This is a genomic window from Erwinia tasmaniensis Et1/99 (assembly GCF_000026185.1).
GTDB lineage: Bacteria > Pseudomonadota > Gammaproteobacteria > Enterobacterales > Enterobacteriaceae > Erwinia > Erwinia tasmaniensis.
The window spans coordinates 2,261,943-2,276,160 of record NC_010694.1 but is presented as its reverse complement, the minus strand read 5'-3'; the positions used below and the strand labels follow the sequence as shown (position 1 = coordinate 2,276,160).

The following is a 14,218-nucleotide window of genomic DNA, read 5'->3' as shown; positions in this document are numbered from 1 at the left end:
ATGGCGTAAAACGGAGACGTGCCGGGGCAAAGAATTGCACGATGGGCCATTTCATGTTGAAAATCCGGAGAAAAGCTCAAGCCATGATAAAAAGAAATTCACGCGCAGGTTGAAAGAAGACGATTTTCTCGCTCATACTGCGAGAACTTAACTCACAGCTGAAAGGATAACAGGCATGGCTGAAGAAACTATTTTCAGTAAAATCATTCGTCGTGAAATTCCGGCCGATATTGTTTATCAGGATGAGCTGGTCACCGCATTTCGCGATATCTCCCCACAGGCTCCGACCCATATTCTGGTCGTACCCAATCTGTTGATCCCGACGGCAAACGATGTGGTGCCCGGCCATGAGGCCGCCCTGGGCAGAATGATCACCGTGGCGGCGAAAATTGCCAAAGATGAGGGCATTGCTGAAGATGGTTACCGCCTGATCATAAACTGTAATAAGCACGGTGGGCAGGAGGTTTACCATATTCATCTGCACCTTGTTGGCGGGCATCCACTAGGGCCGATGCTGGCATCCTGAACGTTAACCAAAACGGATACAACTCTATGCGGGCAGGCATCATCGCCATTACGTTACTGGCCGCGCTAAGCGGTTGTAGCAGCGATCCCACCACCATCAACACTTCACAGTCGCTGATTATGGAATCAGCCGTCTTGTCGGCCGGTATCACTACCGCAGCGCCGACGATTGATGAGTCGCAAGGGCAGCAGCGGGCGTCAACCGTGCTGTTCAACCAGCAGGAAAAACCGGTTCAGGTCAGCTATCGTTTTTACTGGTATGATGATAAAGGGTTGGAAATTCTGCCTTTTGAGCGGCCAAATACCCTGGTTGTCCCTGCGCAGGGTAAGGCCGAAATCTCATCTCAAACCGGTAATCTAACGGCGAGCAAAGTTCGTCTTTACCTGTATTTGCAAGGAGTAGTCAAATGAACTGGACCATCATAAAGCGTTCAGGTGTGCTGATGGTGGCACTGATCCTGAGTGGTTGTATTCATCAGCCGCAACAGCCGCAGACGCCCGCACCGGTTGAACCCGTGCCGCCGCCTGTTATCGTGCCGGAACAGCCAAAGCCGGAACCGGGTCAAAACGTGCCGCCGCCGCCGAAACTACAGACTCTGGACTGGTCAGCAACCGTGTCGCCACTGGTTGGGCAGATGCTGAAAGCGGACGGTATCACCGCGGGTAACGTACTGCTGGTCGATAACGTCAAAAATAGCACCAACGGCAGTCTGCAAAGCGCCAAAGCGACCGCAGCCCTGCAAAACGCGCTGGCGAACAATGGTCGCTTTACCCTGGTGACTCCACAGCAGCTGTCGGTCGCCAGGCAAACTCTGGGCTTATCGGCTGACGACAGTCTGGTTTCGCGCAGTAAGGCTATCGGCCTGGCGCGCTATGTCGGCGCGCAGTATGTGCTGTACAGCAATGCTGAAGGGGATATCAAGTCGCCTTCTCTGCAAATGCAGCTGATGCTGGTCCAGACCGGCGAGATAATCTGGTCAGGTAGCGGTGACGTCGTTCACTGATCCCGAGCTTCAGCGGTTGCTTAAGCAACACTTCCCGGCAGCATCCGCTGCCGCTTCTTTTTTGCCGCTTGACGGATTAAGCGGCTTCAGCCTGAAGGTTAAGCTGGCGGGCAGGACGTTGCTGGCCCGGAGGGTGGCGCGCGGGGCGATGATGCCCGGCGTTGACCGTCAACGTGAATATCGGCTGCTGCGCAAGCTGGCCAGCAGCGGACGGGTGCCGCAGGTTTATGGATGCAGTCGGGACTGGTTATTGCTCAGCTGGCAACCCGGCGAGCCTCTTACGCCGCCGCAGCTGGTGGGATATTTAGAGCCATTGATCGGTGAAGTGGTCAAACTGCACCGTCTGCCGTTAACCGGCTATCGTCTGCAGCTTCTGCCGCTGCTAATGAGTTACTGGCAGCGTAGCGATGCGCGGCGGCGGAATACGCACTGGCTGCGAGCATTACAGCGCTGTCAGCGTCTGCGTGAACCCCGCCCATTACGTCTTGGCGTGCTGCACATGGATATTCACAGCGCCAATCTGCTGGCCGACGGTGAACGGCTCAGGTTTATTGACTGGGAATATGCCGGAGATGGTGATGTGGCGCTGGAGCTGGCGGCGATAATCGGCGGTAACGGGCTGGATAGCTCACAGCAACAGCTGCTGATAGCCACCTACGGGCGCTTGCAGCATATCGATGAAGAACGACTGCGCCACCAGGTGGCACGCTGGCAACCGTGGCTTGAGCTATTGGCAGCCAGCTGGTACGAACTGCGCTGGCAGCAGAGCGGCGAACAACATTTTCATACGCTGGCGGCGGAAGGCTGGCAGCGTGTCACTGGCTAAGGGGTAAATTGTGGGACCGGTAATGTTAGATGTGCTCGGCTGTGAGCTGGATGCGGAAGAACGTGAAATTTTACAGCATCCGCTCACGGGGGGGCTGATCCTGTTCAGCCGCAACTATCACGACCCGGCGCAGCTGCGTGAGCTGGTGCGCCAGATCCGCGCCGCATCGCGTCATCGGTTGGTGGTGGCGGTGGATCAGGAAGGCGGGCGCGTGCAGCGCTTTCGGGAAGGTTTTACCCGGCTGCCGGCGATGCAGGCATTTTCCGCGCTAAACCCATCGGCAGAGGCCGAAACGCTGGCGCAGCAGGCAGGGTGGCTGATGGCGTCAGAGATGATCGCCATGGATATTGATATCAGTTTTGCTCCGGTACTGGACATTGGTTACGGCAGCGCGGCTATCGGCGAGCGTTCATTCCATGAAGATCCGGCCATTGCGTTGCAGATGGCGCGCTGCTTTATCCGCGGGATGCGTGAGGCCGGCATGAAAACCACCGGCAAGCATTTTCCGGGGCATGGTGCCGTCAGTGCCGACTCGCACAAAGAAACGCCGCGTGACACGCGCAGCGAGGCGGAAATTCGCCGACATGATATGCCCATTTTTCAGCAACTTATCGCCGAGCGGGCGCTGGACGCCATTATGCCAGCCCACGTCATTTATACAGAGGTCGACCCGCGTCCCGCTAGCGGCTCATCGCACTGGTTAAAAACCGTACTGCGTCAGGAGCTGGGTTTTGACGGCGTGATTTTCTCCGACGATTTGTCGATGGAAGGCGCGGCGATCATGGGCAGCTACGCCGAGCGCGGCCAGGCGGCGCTGGACGCCGGATGCGATATGATTCTGGTGTGCAACAACCGGGAAGGAGCGGTCAGCGTACTGGACAACCTGCCCGCGATGGAGGCGGACAGGGTAGCCAGGCTTTATCACCGGGGAGACTTTACCCGTCAGCAGCTTATCGATTCTTCACGCTGGAAAGAGACCAGCGTTGCCCTCGATCGTTTACAGGGGCGTTGGCTGAATCATAAAGCCGCGGCGGGCAGATGATCGCTTAATATCCGTCAACCCGCTACGACTGGCGAATGCTGCAAAATGTTCGCCAGTCTCCCAGCGTAACCTCCTGATTTGTCACCCACGTCTGATTATTCTCATCTCAAATGACGCCTGCCCGATACTCAAAATGGTTTCCCTCTCCTGATTCAGCCTTGACAGTGTGGCGTGCAGTTTCTGCGAACGCATTGATATTGCCCCTGTGTTTGGCACGACTGAACTAAGGCACAATTTCGCTCTGAAAGCATACGGTCAGAACGATTAAATTGACCAGGATCAATTTTCGTAGAACAGATGTTTTCCGCCGTGCTATTCTGGCTTCAGCTTGCGAATTAACATCGCCAACCCTATGTTAATTAAGGTTATTTTATTAACTTTTTATTAACGATTGGTTTACTTTTGAGGGGGTCGTTTGACAACACCTATGAAAAAAATTGTTATTGTCGGCGGGGGAGCCGGAGGTCTGGAGCTGGCAACCCAACTTGGGCACAAGCTGGGGCGTAAGAAGAAAGCCCAGATTACGCTGGTAGATCGTAACCACAGCCATCTGTGGAAGCCATTACTTCACGAAGTGGCAACGGGTTCACTGGATGAGGGTATTGATGGTCTGAGTTATCTGGCGCATGCCCACAAGCACGGATTCAGCTTCCAGCTTGGTGCACTGACCCAACTCGATCGTGAGAATAACCGACTTCAGCTGGCAGAAATTCTCGATGAACAGGGCGAAGTACTGGTTCCTCAACGTGAGCTGGAGTACGACACTCTGGTCATGGCGCTGGGCAGCACTTCCAACGACTTCGGTACGCCGGGAGTGAAGGATAACTGTATTTTCCTCGATAACCCGCATCAGGCGCGCCGCTTCCGTAATGAAATGCTTAACCTGTTCCTGAAATTCTCCGCCAGCGAAGGTAAGCAGGAAAAGGTCAATATCGCCATCGTGGGCGGTGGGGCAACCGGCGTTGAGCTGTCGGCAGAACTGCATAACGCGGTGAAACAGCTGCACAGCTATGGTTACAAGGGGCTGGATAGTCAGGCCCTGAACGTGACGCTGGTAGAAGCCGGTGAACGTATTCTTCCCGCACTACCGGCGCGCATCTCCAGCGCGGCGCACAGTGAACTGACTAAAATCGGCGTGCGCGTCTTGACGCAGACGATGGTGACCAGCGCGGAAAAAAAAGGCCTGCACACCAAGTCCGGTGAGTTTATCGATGCCGATCTGATGGTCTGGGCCGCGGGCATCAAGGCGCCGGACTTTATGAAAGAGATAGGCGGTCTGGAAACAAACCGTATCAATCAGCTGGTGGTTGAACCCACGTTACAGACCACACGTGACCCGAATATTTATGCCATAGGCGACTGCGCGGCCTGTGCGCTGCCGTCAGGCGGTTTTGTGCCACCGCGCGCGCAGTCTGCGCATCAGATGGCATCACGCGTATTGGCCAACATTTTGGCTGAGATAAAAGGGCAGCCCCAAAAGCCGTATGTTTATAAAGATCACGGCTCGCTGGTTTCACTGTCTCGTTTCAGTACCGTGGGAAGCCTGATGGGCAACCTGATGCGCGGTTCAATGATGGTCGAAGGCCGCATTGCGCGTATGGTCTATATCTCGCTGTACCGCATGCACCAGGTTGCGTTACACGGCTATTTCAAGACCGGATTGATGATGCTGGTTGGCAGTATTAACCGGGTGATCCGCCCGCGCCTGAAGCTACATTAATTTTTTGCCGCCTGCGGCATCCGTCATCACGGTCAGAACGGCCTGTTGCCTAAAGCAACAGGCCGTTCTTTCTTTCATCGTCCCCCTGCGTTGATAAGAACACTCTTAAATAACCTGTCTTAATAGCGCGTAAACGCTTTTACTCCCAAATTCTTATAGTCACATTCCCTTACCTGACGCAAAATTTACTTAAATACCACGGCGCGGCGCGCACACCTGGTATGCCACAGCTGCCACCGGATGGCAGCAGGCAAGAATGCGCGGTAAATCTGTCAGGAGGTTTTCCTGTGAATAAATCAATGTTAGCGGGTATAGGCATCGGTGTGGCGGCAGCATTAGGCGTTGCCGCCGTTGCCAGCATGAACGTTTTCAGCAGTACACCGCAATATGCGCAGGTGCTTTCGGCAACTGAAATTAAGCAAACGTTGAAGGACCCGCGGCAGGAGTGCCGCAACGTGACGCTCACTCATCGTCGCCCGGTACAGGATGAAAATCGTATTGCAGGCTCGGTATTAGGTGCGGTGGCGGGGGGCGTGCTGGGTCATCAGTTTGGCGGAGGACGCGGTCGAGATGTCGCCACGGTAGCGGGTGCGCTGGCCGGCGGCTATGGTGGTAACCAGGCGCAGGGCGCTTTGCAACAGCGAGATACTTACACCACGACCGAACAGCGTTGTAAAACCGTGTATGACAAGCATGAAAAGCTGCTGGGTTATGATGTCACCTATAAAATCGGCGATCGGCAGGGAAAAATTCGTATGGATAACGATCCCGGCACGCGTATCCCCCTTGATAATAACGGTCACCTGATGTTGGGCGATAAAGCCTGAACGCCTAATCAACGGGAGAATAGCGTGTCGACCTGGTTGTGAACCTTGTCGCCATGAACAGAGTGTAAAAACGGCGGGCGCTATTGCTTATCTGATAAAAAGGGTTCATGTGGCGAACATGAACCCTTTTGACATCCGTCACCGCAGTGGGGCAACCCTGTAGGGCGGCATTGAGGGCAAAATGATTGCCCGCAAATGCCACCGTCCAATCTGTTATCGCGTACATCCAGAACAGGAGGCCGCCTTAAAGCCGCGGCCCCACGGTCGAGCGTTATACGCTGGCGTTATCCACCATCTTGTTAATAAACTCACTCACCCACGTTATGCGTACTTTACGCTCGGAGAGATCGCGAATAAATCGGATACGCGTTGGCCCATCCAGACGCCAGTGCTGCGGTTCCTGCTGTAACAGGCCGATCAGCCACGCGGGGTCAACCTTATTCTTTTCAGAGAATTCGATGAAACCGCCTTTCTCACTGGCTTCGACTTTGCGCACGCCCAGCTTTATCGCCGCCAGACGCAGCGCGGCGATATCCAGCAGGTTACGCGCCGCGTCCGGCAGCAGGCCGAAGCGGTCAATTAGCTCCACTTTGATGTCGTCCAAATCGTCGTTGTGCTGAGCGCTGGCAATACGTTTATAAAACGACAGGCGGGTATTGACGTCCGGGATGTAATCATCCGGCAACAGCGCCGGCATACGCAGCTCGATGTCGGTCTGACTGTTGGTCAGATCCTCCAGAGAAGGCTCACGTCCCTCTTTCAGGGCATCAACGGCATTTTCCAGCAGATCCATATACAGCGAAAATCCGATGGTTTCCATCTGACCGCTCTGACCTTCCCCAAGTAATTCACCGGCACCACGGATCTCCAGATCGTGCGTGGCGAGGGCAAATCCGGCGCCCAGATCTTCCAGCGAGGCTATCGCCTCCAGGCGCTTATGCGCATCGGTCGTCATGGATTTAGGATGTGGGGTCAGCAGCCAGGCATAGGCCTGATGGTGAGAGCGCCCGACGCGGCCACGCAGCTGATGCAGCTGGGCGAGGCCGAAGCGATCGGCGCGCTCAATAATGATGGTGTTAGCCGTTGGAATATCAATCCCGGTTTCAATGATGGTGGTGCACACCAGCACGTTGAAACGCTGATGGTGGAAATCATTCATCACCCGTTCCAGCTCACGCTCGCGCATCTGGCCATGACCGATCGCCACCCGGGCCTCAGGCACCAGTTCAGATAGCCGTGTTGCCGCTTTCTCAATATTTTCCACATCGTTATACAGATAGTAAACCTGACCGCCGCGCAGTACCTCTCGCAGTATCGCCTCGCGTACCGACAGGTCATCGTATTCGCGTACGAAGGTCTTTACCGCCAGTCGGCGCGCCGGAGGTGTGGCAATGATCGACAGATCGCGCATCCCGCTCATCGCCATATTCAACGTGCGCGGGATAGGGGTAGCGGTCAGGGTTAAAATATCCACGTCGGCGCGCATTGCTTTGATGCGCTCTTTATGGCGCACGCCAAAACGATGCTCTTCATCGACGATCAGCAGGCCAAGATCGCGCCATTTAATCTCATTTTGTAACAGCTTATGGGTGCCGATCAAAATATCGACCTTGCCTTCCTGGGCGTCTGCCAGCACCTGTGCCTGCTCTTTGGCCGTACGGAAGCGTGACATCATCTCAATACGGATCGGCCAGTTGGCAAAGCGATCGCGGAAATTATCGTAATGTTGCTGGGCCAGAAGGGTGGTTGGCACCAGCACCGCTACCTGCTTATGGTTTTCCACCGCGAGGAAGGCGGCGCGCATGGCGACCTCGGTTTTACCAAAACCGACGTCGCCGCAGACCAGACGGTCCATGGCCAGCGGTTGGCACATATCGCTCAAAACCGCATTGATTGCCTGTGCCTGGTCGATGGTGGTTTCAAAGGGGAAACTTTCACAGAACAGCTGGTACTGCTGCTTATCATGCTTAAAGGCAAAGCCGGTTTTTGCCGCACGCTGCGCATAAATATCCAGCAGCTCTGCCGCCACGTCGCGCACCTTTTCGGCGGCCTTCTGCCTGGCGCGGGACCAGGCGTCGCTGCCCAGCTTATGCAGCGGAGCGTTCTCCTCAGCCCCTCCCGCATAGCGGCTGATGAGATGCAGTGACGATACCGGCACGTACAGTTTTGCATCTCCGGCGTAGGCCAGCATCAGATACTCTGCCTGAATACCGCCGGTTTCCAGCGTGGTCAGGCCAATGTAGCGCCCAACGCCATGCTCCAGATGCACCACCGGCTGGCCGGGGTGCAGCTCGGCGAGGTTACGGATCAACACATCCGGATTGATGGTGCGGCGACTGTCCTGGCGTCGACGGCTTACACGCTCGCCCAGCAGATCGCTTTCACAGATGAGTGCGCGATTGCGCAAGCCATCAATAAAACCATGTTCGCTGGCGCCGATTAACAGATAGTGCCCCGGCCCGTGCGCCTCCGGCAGTGAACGGATCGCGCCCGGCTTGAGCTTGATGCGCGCCAGCAGTTCCTGTAAAGCCTCGCGGCGACCTTCACTCTCCACCGAAAACACCACCGGACCGCTGAAGGATTCGAGAAAGTGGCGCAGCGCATCCAGCGGGGCCTTCGCCTGTGCCTGTACGGCCAGGCTCGGCAACGCGGCATAATCCAGATTGGTATTACCGCTCTTCTCTGGCAGCAGCTCGGTTTTGAGCTGGATGCGTGGCCACTGCTTCAATTCACCGAACAGCTCGTCGCTGCGCAGCCACAGGGATGCGGGCGGCAATAGCGGGCGCATCGGATCGACGCGGCGGTTTTCATAACGCGCGTTAACATCCTGCCAGAAGCGCCCGGCGCTGGATTCCACATCGCCAGAAATGACCAGCAGGGTGTTGGCGGGCAGGTAGCTGAACAGCGGCAGTAAAGGTTGCTCGAAAAACAGCGGCTGCCAGTACTCTATCCCGGCGGGCAGCGTGCCTTTGCTGACCTGCTGATAGATATGTTCCGCCTCACGCCGCACGTCAAAATGTTCACGCCACTGGCTGCGGAACAACTCAATGGCGTTTTTATCGGTCGGGAACTCATGAGCCGGCAGCAGGTTAATCGCCGCCACCTCTTCCAGCGTGCGCTGGCTGTCAATATCAAACAGGCGCAGGCTGTCTATCTCATCATCGAAAAAGTCGATACGGTAAGGACGTTCACTGCCCATCGGGTAAAGATCGAGCAGCGCGCCACGGGTGGCAAACTCGCCGTGTTCCATCACCTGATCGACGCTGCGGTAGCCCGCCTGTTCAAGCTGGGCGCGCAGCGTGTCACGCGACAGCCTTTGCCCTTTCTGCATTACAAGCGCGTGGCCGTGCAGGAAATTGTGAGGGCAAACGCGCTGCATCAGGGTGTTGACCGGAAGGATCAAAATGCCTGAAGCCAGCGTGGGCAGTTGATAAAGGGTAGAAAGCCGGGAGGAGATGATCTCCTGGTGCGGTGAGAAACTGTCGAAGGGCAGGGTCTCCCAATCTGCCAACGCCATGACCGGCTGGTCGGTAAACTGTTTAATTTCATCCTGAAGGCGCAGCGCATTTTGCATATCTTGCGCAATCAGCATAACCGGGCCCTGATGTCGTTCAGCTATTTCGGCACATTCAACGGCGCAGGCCGCGCCGGTCAGTTGCCCCAGCTGGCGCTGGTCACCTGCTCTGGACGGCAGGTCATAACGGTAGATTTCTGGCATAGTCAGTTAAACGGTCTCTTCGAAAAAAGGGTATCGGAGACCCCGGCGTGCCGAGGTTCCGATTCAGCTAAGGGAAGTATACCCGTATTTTTCGGGTTCCGGGGTATTGCGGCCTGCCTTAACCTGCAAAATCAGGTCGGCACGGCGTGACGATCGTTCATCTTCGGCAGCAGGCGGCGGCACGTCAGACGTCGCCGCTGTTATCGTCTTCCACCGCCTGATAGATACGTTGTAAAATGTCGGGAAATGCCGACTGCACCCGGCTCCAGCTCGGTATAAAAGGTTTTTCATTTGGCCGCTCGATAAATGACTGCCCGGCATCAAGAATGGCCTGGGTAAACATTTCGACCGCCGCTTCCTCGGTGTGCTGGTCGAATTTCAAGCCGTTCATTGTCGCCTCATGATTATAAATTTCCATCATATCCAGCGCATTACGATAGTAGGTGGCCTTAAGGACGCGGAATGAGTCGCTGGTGATATTCACCCCCATCGTGGCCATTTTGCGCAGCAGCGACTGCACGATGTCGTTGCTCATACGCAGCAATCCGCCGGTACCATCTTCTTCTGCCAGCGGCTGGTGCTTATGATCATAGTTATCGGCTATTTCTACCTGGCAGCTCTGGCGCGTGGTGTAGTTACGGTAAATTTCAGACAGTACGCCAATTTCAAGACCCCAGTCGCCCGGGATCTTGATCCCGTTAAGGACGTGAGTGCGCATGGCAAACTCCCCCGACAGCGGATAGCGGAAGCTGGAGAGGTATTCAAGATAGTCAGAGTGGCCGTAAACCTGCTGCAACGAGCGCAGCAACGGCCCGACCAGCAGCCGTCCGACTCGCCCGTTTAACTTATTATCCGCCACGCGCGCATAGAAGCCTTTGCAGAATTCATATTGAAATCCAGGGTTAGCCAGCGGATAGAGTAGTCTGGCCAGCATGCCTCGTTCATAGGTGACGATGTCACAATCGTGCAGGGCGACACAGCTCGACTTGTCGGAGGCAAGGGTATAGCCGGTACAGAACCACACGTTGCGGCCCTTGCCGGGCTGGGCGGGGGATAATCCCTCTTTATCGAGTTCGGCATCCAGCGCTTTCAGGCGTGGGCCGTCATTCCACAAAATACGGTGGCGCTGCGGCAGACGGGAAAAAAACTCGCGCGCGTGCAGGAACTGGCTGCGGTCGGCGCGATCCAGCCCGATAACAATTTCAGCCAGATAAGGGACTTTTGCCAATTCGTCGACGATATGGCTCAGCGCTGGGCCCTCCAGTTCTGAAAACAGTGACGGCAGTATTAATCCCATCTTGCGCTTGCGCGAGAAGCGGACCAGGTCTTTTTCCAGTGCCTCCACGGAACGCCCGGTGAGATTATGAAAATTAGTAATAACGCCATTCTGATAGAAATCGCTCATCGTCTTCCCCTAATAAGGTCATTTCATCTTACCGAGTGATAAAATGATCCAGCCCGTCGCGCCAGCCTTCTGGACCGTAATGCGTCGTATGATAGATATGATGTTTATCCTGCCTTTGCAGAATGACGGGATTTTTACTGTAGCCTTTAATCACCACGGCATAGTCGACGGCGTCAAGCATGGCGGCATCATTAGGGCCGTCACCCAAGCCAATAGTGACGGGGCGATCACCCTGCACGTAGTGCTGTAACAGGTCATCCAGCGCCTCAGCTTTGCCGCTACCTTTACGCATGACGTGCCAGAAACGCCCGCCCTGCACCAGCGTTAGCCCCTGTTCTTCCAGCTGCTGGCGAAAAAGTTCAAAATTTTCAGTAGTGTCGCGCCAGATAAGGCTCTCGGAGGCCTCACGCAATTTGGCGAGGGCCGCATTTTGCGTCGTCAGCCCGGTCCAGTCGGCAACCTGTTGTGGGCTGGCGTCAGAAAATCCGATGAATTTAAAGCCAAACTGCCGTTTCAGATGCAGTAGCCGGTGGCACAACGTGCCATAGTCAATGTTACCCAGCGCCTTTATTGCCGTAGAAGCGTCCGGGTTTTGCCACTGGATGACCGCACCGTTTTCCGCAATAAACGGCTGGTGGCCGATCCCAAGAGCCTGCTGAAGAGGGGCAATTTCTGCCGCGGTTTTACTTGAGCAAATGACCAGCGGCACCTGATGTTCCTGCAGCCGCTGTAGCCATTCCGCCGCGGGTTGCCAGCTGTAGGTATGGTGGTCGAGCAGCGATCCGTCAAGGTCAGTGACGATGATTAAGGGGGCTTGCAATGTGGGCATAGGCAATTCCTCTTGATGATCCACTATAGGAAAAATCGCAGTGTAATCATGAAGTATAGCCCAGGATACAGGCGGCGCAGTCGCACTCACCGTGAGCATCATCGACCAGCAGCACGCCCATCATGATTCGATAAGCTTCCCAACACGCGGGCCAGGTTTTTTTTCATTGAGTGCAGCGATCGGCATCAAACAAGTCCTCACAGGATTGTGCTGCCCTTCGCAGCGACTCTTTTCGTCGCTGTAAGCAGGGGTGGATATCGTGTCCCCTCTCATAAACGTGACGGAATTTTCTGTTGTCAGCCACAAGAAGTTAATCGTTTTATATTTTTTATATAAGAAATTTCAATGAACCTGTCGGTGTAAATAAAGATAGCGTGCCCAATGTCTTCCCCGTCTCAATGAGGCCCTGCGTATTTTTATTTATCAGGCAGTGATTGGGATTAACCTGAACATATTAAGGAGAATAATATGGCTCATTATCAATTCAGTCATATCAGCGAACAGAATTTGCGCGGCGTGCATGGCGATTTGATAAAAGTAGTGCGTCTGGCGCTGCGAAAATCGGAAATTGATTTCCGGGTGATTGAAGGCGTACGCAATATGGCAAGACAGCGCCAGCTTGTCAGCAGCGGAAAAAGTCACACACTGCAAAGCCGCCATCTTACGGGGCACGCAATCGATCTTGCCCCCTGGATTAATCACACCATTCCGTGGGAGGACTGGAATGCCTTCGCCCTGCTGGCGAAAGCCATGAAACAGGCGGCCGCTCAGCTGTCGACACCTATAGTATGGGGAGGAGACTGGAAGACGCTAAAAGATGGACCACATTTCGAACTGGCCAAAGGTATCTATCCCTGATGCTCCTGCTCATCCGGGAAAACTGTGCAGATACATTTAATGTTCGTAAAAAGAGGGGCTGATGGAAGAAGTCGACTACGCGTGACGTTAAGTTTGCTATAATATCTTCTCGGTTAATACCGAAAAATTACCAATGGAGAATGTATGGATCTTTTACGTATTATTATCGCGATTCTGTTACCCCCGCTGGGTGTATTTTTACAGGTCGGATTTGCAGGGGCTTTCTGGCTAAATATACTGCTGACACTCCTGGGCTATATTCCGGGGATCATTCATGCTGTGTGGGTCATTGCTCGCCGTTAAACCGAGTTCGATAATAGTGCCAACGATAGCGGTCGCTCAAGGTGAGTGAAGACGGCCGGTAACGGAAATAAAGATGAAACCGACGGTAGCCGGTTTCATCTCTTAATCTATCTAATATTAACGTAAATGCCGCTGGTAACATTATCCGTCAGGCGGACTACGTGATAGATAACCTGCTTATTGTGAGTTTTTATTTTGCGTTTAATATTGCCCTTATGCGAAGACACTGTCTTAGCCTTAATTTGCATTTTGTCTGATATCTGAATGGTATCGTGGCCAGACATCCACATTTTGAGCATGTTGGACTCGGTCTGGCTAAGGGTCAACGGATGGACTTCGGCGTTTATCGCCTGACGAGGGGACAGGCTTAATCTTTTCTGAAAATAGCCGATTAGCAGAGAGTCGAGCGTAGAGATCTTAATCGCTTTTGATGTAATGACCAAATTGTTACGAACGTAGAGGTATTCTTCAAAATGGATGTTGGAGATGGCCATAAAGATGAAAAACAGAGTGTCTGGGTGCTGGAGAATGATTTTTCTAATGCGATCACTGGCGTCCGGCTCATGAATAAAACAATCTTCATTAATAAACACAACGCCGGGCTGTAACTGCTGACACTTGGTATATAGCTGCTCTATATCATTGATTAGGGATATATTTTTCTTTTTAACTCCCTTCACAGTCATATATTCAGTCAAACCCAGCCGTGTATAGTTGCATGAATCCATTATAATCGTCGGCATAACAGCGACCCTCACCAATTTGTTATAGGTTAAATTCAACGATGAATTACGCATTTACGCTAATTACCAGAGGTTAGCTAAGCGTGGTCATCTATAACATTGTCATCTAAGCGTGGTGGACAACCTGACTTTTGCCAGCTGATAATTAGCGTTTTGACAGGGCAATAAACGCCATAATACCCATATCAGCAATTTATCAATCAACGTGCGTAACTATCTGACTTAACACGGCATTTGATGCAGCAATTCATTTTGATCGACACTATCGCGTAAAATCCTAAAAATCATGATAGGACTATTCTTAAAGTTGTTCATGACATTAATTCATATCATGGTCTGAATACATAATGTTGTGAGAAACATAAGCAATACAGGCAAGTAAGCTTCAAGGGCTGAAACAGCCTACAGCTGACTTTCC

The 14,218-nt window shown here is 53.8% G+C and carries 13 protein-coding genes; 9 read left to right on the top strand and 4 right to left on the bottom strand.

Translation table 11 applies throughout. The features are described from left to right. Nucleotides 1-175 precede the first annotated feature (175 nt). The 7 genes from hinT (at nucleotide 176) to ETA_RS11130 (ending at nucleotide 5,944) form a co-directional block, all read left to right on the top strand. Nucleotides 176-526 (top strand): purine nucleoside phosphoramidase, encoded by a 351-nt coding sequence (hinT, locus tag ETA_RS11160; protein ID WP_012441737.1) that lies wholly within the window; start codon nucleotides 176-178, stop codon nucleotides 524-526. Between the two features lie 26 nt (nucleotides 527-552). After that, nucleotides 553-936, top strand: a complete 384-nt coding sequence (locus ETA_RS11155; protein ID WP_012441736.1) for a YcfL family protein — start codon at nucleotides 553-555, stop codon at nucleotides 934-936. Next, complete coding sequence (gene lpoB / locus ETA_RS11150) at nucleotides 933-1,529, top strand: penicillin-binding protein activator LpoB (RefSeq protein WP_012441735.1); 597 nt, start codon at nucleotides 933-935, stop codon at nucleotides 1,527-1,529. Before ETA_RS11155 ends, lpoB begins: the two co-directional genes overlap by 4 nt. Further along, entirely contained in the window at nucleotides 1,513-2,355 is an 843-nt protein-coding gene (thiK, locus tag ETA_RS11145; RefSeq protein ID WP_012441734.1) for a thiamine kinase, read from the top strand. Before lpoB ends, thiK begins: the two co-directional genes overlap by 17 nt. 22 nt (nucleotides 2,356-2,377) lie before the next feature. Further along, nucleotides 2,378-3,397 carry a beta-N-acetylhexosaminidase gene (gene nagZ, locus ETA_RS11140; protein WP_083772844.1) on the top strand — a complete coding sequence of 340 codons (1,020 nt, stop codon included), beginning with the start codon at nucleotides 2,378-2,380 and terminating at the stop codon, nucleotides 3,395-3,397. A 415-nt stretch (nucleotides 3,398-3,812) separates the two neighbouring features. Continuing rightward, nucleotides 3,813-5,117 carry an NAD(P)/FAD-dependent oxidoreductase gene (locus ETA_RS11135; RefSeq protein WP_012441732.1) on the top strand — a complete coding sequence of 435 codons (1,305 nt, stop codon included), beginning with the start codon at nucleotides 3,813-3,815 and terminating at the stop codon, nucleotides 5,115-5,117. A gap of 287 nt (nucleotides 5,118-5,404) precedes the next feature. Continuing rightward, on the top strand, nucleotides 5,405-5,944 hold the full coding sequence (locus ETA_RS11130) for a glycine zipper 2TM domain-containing protein (RefSeq protein WP_012441731.1): 540 nt from the start codon (nucleotides 5,405-5,407) through the stop codon (nucleotides 5,942-5,944). A gap of 271 nt (nucleotides 5,945-6,215) precedes the next feature. Here ETA_RS11130 and mfd read toward each other — a convergent pair whose 3' ends face one another. The 3 genes from mfd to ETA_RS11115 form a co-directional block, all read right to left on the bottom strand. Continuing rightward, nucleotides 6,216-9,662 (bottom strand): transcription-repair coupling factor, encoded by a 3,447-nt coding sequence (mfd, locus tag ETA_RS11125; protein ID WP_012441730.1) that lies wholly within the window; start codon nucleotides 9,660-9,662, stop codon nucleotides 6,216-6,218. Nucleotides 9,663-9,846: 184 nt separating this feature from the next. Further along, nucleotides 9,847-11,067 (bottom strand): glycosyltransferase family protein, encoded by a 1,221-nt coding sequence (locus ETA_RS11120; protein ID WP_012441729.1) that lies wholly within the window; start codon nucleotides 11,065-11,067, stop codon nucleotides 9,847-9,849. A gap of 28 nt (nucleotides 11,068-11,095) precedes the next feature. Next, nucleotides 11,096-11,896, bottom strand: coding sequence for a mannosyl-3-phosphoglycerate phosphatase-related protein (locus ETA_RS11115; RefSeq protein WP_012441728.1), 801 nt, complete (start codon nucleotides 11,894-11,896; stop codon nucleotides 11,096-11,098). Nucleotides 11,897-12,364: 468 nt separating this feature from the next. On the opposite strand from ETA_RS11115, the gene ETA_RS11110 reads away from it, so the two are divergent. Together ETA_RS11110 and ETA_RS18850 are read left to right on the top strand one after the other, a co-directional pair. Beyond that, entirely contained in the window at nucleotides 12,365-12,754 is a 390-nt protein-coding gene (locus tag ETA_RS11110; protein WP_042958977.1) for a M15 family metallopeptidase, read from the top strand. A gap of 144 nt (nucleotides 12,755-12,898) precedes the next feature. Continuing rightward, complete coding sequence (locus tag ETA_RS18850; protein ID WP_012441726.1) at nucleotides 12,899-13,057, top strand: YqaE/Pmp3 family membrane protein; 159 nt, start codon at nucleotides 12,899-12,901, stop codon at nucleotides 13,055-13,057. A 107-nt stretch (nucleotides 13,058-13,164) separates the two neighbouring features. On the opposite strand, the gene rcsA is transcribed toward ETA_RS18850, so the two are convergent. Next, the gene (gene rcsA / locus ETA_RS11100; RefSeq protein WP_012441725.1) at nucleotides 13,165-13,800 is read right to left on the bottom strand and encodes a transcriptional regulator RcsA; all 636 of its coding nucleotides are present in this window, start codon (nucleotides 13,798-13,800) and stop codon (nucleotides 13,165-13,167) included. Nucleotides 13,801-14,218 lie beyond the last annotated feature (418 nt).

Excerpts from the sequence above, each read along its gene's own strand:
- hinT (WP_012441737.1), top strand. The coding sequence starts at position 176 with ATGGCTGAAGAAACTATTTTCAGTAAAATCATTCGTCGTGAAATTCCG.
- ETA_RS11155 (WP_012441736.1), top strand. The coding sequence starts at position 553 with ATGCGGGCAGGCATCATCGCCATTACGTTACTGGCCGCGCTAAGCGGT.
- lpoB (WP_012441735.1), top strand. The coding sequence starts at position 933 with ATGAACTGGACCATCATAAAGCGTTCAGGTGTGCTGATGGTGGCACTG.
- nagZ (WP_083772844.1), top strand. The coding sequence starts at position 2,378 with ATGTTAGATGTGCTCGGCTGTGAGCTGGATGCGGAAGAACGTGAAATT.
- mfd (WP_012441730.1), bottom strand. The coding sequence starts at position 9,662 with ATGCCAGAAATCTACCGTTATGACCTGCCGTCCAGAGCAGGTGACCAG.
- ETA_RS11120 (WP_012441729.1), bottom strand. The coding sequence starts at position 11,067 with ATGAGCGATTTCTATCAGAATGGCGTTATTACTAATTTTCATAATCTC.
- ETA_RS11115 (WP_012441728.1), bottom strand. The coding sequence starts at position 11,896 with ATGCCCACATTGCAAGCCCCCTTAATCATCGTCACTGACCTTGACGGA.
- ETA_RS11110 (WP_042958977.1), top strand. The coding sequence starts at position 12,365 with ATGGCTCATTATCAATTCAGTCATATCAGCGAACAGAATTTGCGCGGC.
- ETA_RS18850 (WP_012441726.1), top strand. The coding sequence starts at position 12,899 with ATGGATCTTTTACGTATTATTATCGCGATTCTGTTACCCCCGCTGGGT.
- rcsA (WP_012441725.1), bottom strand. The coding sequence starts at position 13,800 with ATGCCGACGATTATAATGGATTCATGCAACTATACACGGCTGGGTTTG.